Origin of the sequence: Synechococcus sp. R6-7 (genome assembly GCF_047461695.1) — a bacterium.
GTDB lineage: Bacteria > Cyanobacteriota > Cyanobacteriia > Thermostichales > Thermostichaceae > Thermostichus.
The window spans coordinates 1-3,476 of the sequence record NZ_JANSHS010000541.1 but is presented as its reverse complement, the minus strand read 5'-3'; the positions used below and the strand labels follow the sequence as shown (position 1 = coordinate 3,476).

At 58.6% G+C, this 3,476-nt stretch carries 3 protein-coding genes; all 3 read right to left on the bottom strand.

Going from position 1 to position 3,476, the window contains the following annotated elements:
* Positions 1 to 24 precede the first annotated feature (24 nt).
* Complete coding sequence (locus tag NW815_RS13935) at positions 25 to 1,398, bottom strand: nitrate/sulfonate/bicarbonate ABC transporter ATP-binding protein (RefSeq protein WP_414416146.1); 1,374 nt, start codon at positions 1,396 to 1,398, stop codon at positions 25 to 27.
* A 28-nt stretch (positions 1,399 to 1,426) separates the two neighbouring features.
* Positions 1,427 to 3,154, bottom strand: coding sequence for an ABC transporter permease (locus NW815_RS13930; protein WP_414390888.1), 1,728 nt, complete (start codon positions 3,152 to 3,154; stop codon positions 1,427 to 1,429).
* Between the two features lie 67 nt (positions 3,155 to 3,221).
* The coding region (locus NW815_RS13925) for a hypothetical protein (protein ID WP_414416145.1) at positions 3,222 to 3,476 on the bottom strand (255 nt) is incomplete at its 5' end.

The following is a 3,476-nucleotide window of genomic DNA, read 5'->3' as shown; positions in this document are numbered from 1 at the left end:
GCTTAGCGGTCGGAGCCGGGTAGTTTACTCGGAACGAGAGTTGAGACCGACAGGCTTTTGAGCAGTGGAGCTCTCGCTTGGCTCGGGCAGATAGAGACGTTCTTCCGAGGCGTCGTACTCAAACAGCTCTGCATAGCGTCCCCAGTCAATGGCGGTGGCAAACTGCCGTTCGGCTTCAGCGTGGGGGAAATGTTCATCCCAGAGATCCAAAAAGAAATCCGCCCGCATGGAGCGGCTGCCTTTTTCTTCCAGGGTCTGCAAGATGCTGCGGAACACGGGAACCCGTGCCAATAGCTGTTGTCGGAAGAGATCCTTGCTGCGCAGGATGGTGGTGTTGGCAAAGTCCTGGCCAATTTCGGTCAGTTGCACCACCCCGCTGGCCACCTCGGCAAAGCCCAACAGCACCGCCGCATCCAAAATCGGCAGCAGATCGTCCACGGCCAGTTGCAGCCGCTCGGCCAAATCGGCAATCTCCGCCCGCCCTTGCGGCCACTCCACGATCAACTCCAGCAGACCGCTGATCCCGCCCACCCGCGCATGGGGCAGAGGCAAGGCATAGGGGGAAGTGGCCTTATCACCAGCCAGCGCAGGCAGAGCCACCTCTCCGGTAACAGCAATTTCGGGGTTGGTCATGATCTCGTAGATGTAGTCCACCAAGGACTTAAAGCGGGGATCCGTGCGCTCGTGGGGCCGCGGCAGGTCAATTCTCACCTCCCCCCGGATCCGCCCCGGGTTGGATCCCAGAATCACCACCCGATCCGCTAATAACACCGCCTCTTCGATGTTGTGGGTAACGATGAGGATGCTTTGGGAAGGGAAGGCTTGCGCATTCCACAGCTCATCAATTTCCCCCCGCAGGTTTTCCGCCGTCAGCACGTCCAAAGCGCTAAAAGGCTCATCCATAAACAGCACCTTGGGCTCTAGGACAAAGGCGCGGGCAAAGCCCACCCGCTGCTTCATCCCCCCCGAAAGCTCCTTGGGGTAAGCGTTCTCAAACCCATCCAAGCCCACCAAGTCAATGGCCTTCAGGGCCTTTTGCCGGCGGATCTCGCGGGGGATCCCTCGGGCTTGCAGCCCCAGCTCCACATTTTCTTGCACGGTCAGCCAGGGTAGGAGAGCAAAGCTCTGAAACACCATCGCCACATCGGGGTTAGGCCCGCGTAGAGGCTGGCCGTTGCTCAGCACCCGCCCTTGGCTGGGGGGGATCAGGCCCGCCATGATGCGCAAAAGGGTGCTTTTGCCACTGCCGCTGCGGCCCAGCAGAGCCAAGACCTCCCCTGCCCGCACTTGCAAATCAATTTGGCTTAAAACGGTAAACTCCCCCTTGCCCTCTGGCAAAGGAAAGCGCTTGTAGACTTTCTCAACCTCAATTAAAACGGGGGAAGCTGCAGAGCTCATAGAGAGATTGCCTCAGAAACTGAAAAGACTAAAGGTGATACTTTTCTTCCGCCAACTGATACAGCCGTCGCCAGAACAGACGGTTAATGCCCACCACAAACAAGCTCATCATGCCAATGCCCAAGGTAATGCGGGGCCAGTCTCCCACCGCCGTTGCCTCGGCAATGTAGGTGCCCAATCCTGTAGCCTTGAGGGTGGTGGATCCCCAGGCCACAATCTCCGAGACAATGCTGGCGTTCCAAGCGCCGCCGCTGGCCGTGACTCCCCCGGTGACCCAGGCGGAAAAGATCCCTGGAATGATCAGCTTTCGCCAGCGCTGCCATCCCCGCAGGCCCACATCCACGGCCATTTCTCGCAAGTCCGTGGGGATGCTTTGGGCACCGGCAATGGAGTTGAAAAGGATATACCACTGTGCTCCCAGCGACATAAGCAAAATGCTGCCCCACTCAATGCTGATCTGGGTGCGGATAAAAAACAACGTGGCAAAAGGAAAGAGGAAATTGGCGGGAAAAGCTGCCAGGAATTGCACCACCGGCTGCAGCAGTTTTGCCAGCTTTGGATTAAAGCCAATGGCCACCCCAATGGGAGTCCAGATCACCGTGGCGAACACCAGCAACACGCTAACCCGCAGCAGGGTGAGGATCCCTAGCCCGAAGGTCAGCAGCACCTCCCCAAAGCCCACAGTGGTGGCCACAAAATCAACAATCCAAATCCCAATGCCGCCAATAGCTGCCCAGGAAAGCTGAGTCAGCAGCCGCTCGCGGCGTCGCTCGGCCTCAGGACTAAGGGGATCCACCCAACGGGGGCGAGTTAAGTGGGACAACAGCCGATCCACCAACTCTGCCAAGGGGGACAGCCAACTGCCGATCAGCCGCGGGATCCGCGCCGTGGTCAGCAGATCGTACAGCCAGGATTCGGGGGCAGCAGCCCCGCTGCTCTGTTCCAGGCGAAACTTATCCGACCAAGCCACCAAAGGTCGCCAGAAGAGCTGATCCACCAGCAGGATCACCCCGGCCATGGTCAGGAGCGCCCAGCCCAGCTTGGGCAGATCCTCCGCCTGGACGGCCGCTTCCACATAGGATCCCAGCCCCGGCAGCGTGTATTCCTGGTTGAGCACACTGATGGCTTCGCTGGCTGCCACAAAGAACCACCCTCCACCAAAGCTCATCATGGCGTTCCAGATGAGGCCCACCATCGCTGCCGGCACTTCCAACTGGGTAAAGCGCTGCCACCCCGACAGGCGATACAAGGTAGCGGCTTCCACCAACTCTTGAGGCAGCGTGCGCAGGGATTGGTAGAAGGAAAAGGTCATGTTCCAGACCTGGCTGGTGAAGATGGCAAAGATAGAAGCCGCCTCCAGCCCCAGCAAGCTGCCGGGAAAAAGGGCAATAAAGCCGGTGACGGTAATGGAGAGAAACCCCAACACCGGCACCGATTGCAAGATATCCAACAGGGGGATCAAAATTCGCTCGGCCCAGCGGCTTTTGGCAGCAATGTAGCCATAGACCAAGGTAAAAAGGGTGGAAAAGGCCAAGGCAATGAACATGCGCAAGGTGGAGCGGGCCGCATAGTAGGGCAGGTTGCGCGGATCCAAGTCGATCCGGGGCACCACTGCCGGGGGCTGAAACCGCTCAAAAGCCCCTACCCCCACCTGCGCCACCAAGGCCAGGAGAACCAACGTGCCCAGAATGATGGCCCCATCGGCAGCCCCCGCTGGCAGCCGACGCAGCGCCTCCGGCGAAGGAAAAGTCCTCATGTTCCCTGACCAAGCCCGGCATCCGCGCCCAGTGTACACCGTTTGCGGTTAGCCAGGATCCAGCCGGCTACTCTTCCGGCAAGTCGGGGGGAGATTCCTTCCACTGGGGATTGTCCAAGATGGCTTTTTTGGTCTGCTTGAGTTGTTTCCACAGCTCCTTGATTTGCCGGTAGGCTTCTTCCGGGGTAATTTTGCCCCCGGTTTCCAAGCTACAAATCAAGGACACTTTATTGCTAAATTCCTGCAGGTTGGCATCAAAAACTAGGTTCTGCGGCTTCACTTCGCCCCAGTAGGGATAGCGAGGCGAAATGAATTCATCTTT